The organism is Bartonella sp. AA83SXKL, assembly GCF_042196965.1.
In the GTDB taxonomy this organism is placed as follows: Bacteria; Pseudomonadota; Alphaproteobacteria; order Rhizobiales; family Rhizobiaceae; genus Bartonella.
Genome location: NZ_JBHIRG010000350.1, coordinates 1 through 531, shown reverse-complemented (window position 1 = coordinate 531; position 531 = coordinate 1). Strand labels below are relative to the sequence as shown.

Genomic DNA, 531 nt, shown 5'->3' with positions numbered 1-531 from the left:
CTCTTTGTGTAAAGAGATGCCATAGCATCATTTGTCCAGCCAAAAATTGCTTTGAGTTGTGATACTGTTGCACCAGAATTAGCGTCCACGTTTTGCTGCTAATTTTCTCAATTCATGCGCCGATTTTTTGATACCTGCTTTGGTACACACATTATAAAATGTAAATCCGAACCTATTTTTGGGTATTTTTTTCCCGCATTTACCACAAATGAATGTTTCATCACCTATGGGACCTGCTTCAAGCATTTTGGCTAATTCTGGAAAAATAGGAAGAAAAACATCTGTTTGAAATTTACTTTTTTCTGTTTTGAGGTGAATGATATTATCTTTGACGTCTTTCCAGCCAATTCGTACCGCATCATCACGACGCAAGCCCGTATATAAAAGAACATCAATCCAGGCACGTTCATGGGTACCATGATGCCATCTTTGATAATATTTTTCGACATCTTCTTCTGTCCAAACAGGAAATCTCTCTTTGTTTTTGAGGGGGCGTCTTTTTGTTCCTAAAGCTGGATTATTTTCCAAAAG

At 37.7% G+C, this 531-nt stretch carries 1 pseudogene; it reads right to left on the bottom strand.

Annotation, left to right across the window (positions count from 1 at the left end):
• Nucleotides 1-531: pseudogene (locus tag ACFINO_RS11575) on the bottom strand (tyrosine-type recombinase/integrase); the annotation flags it as partial.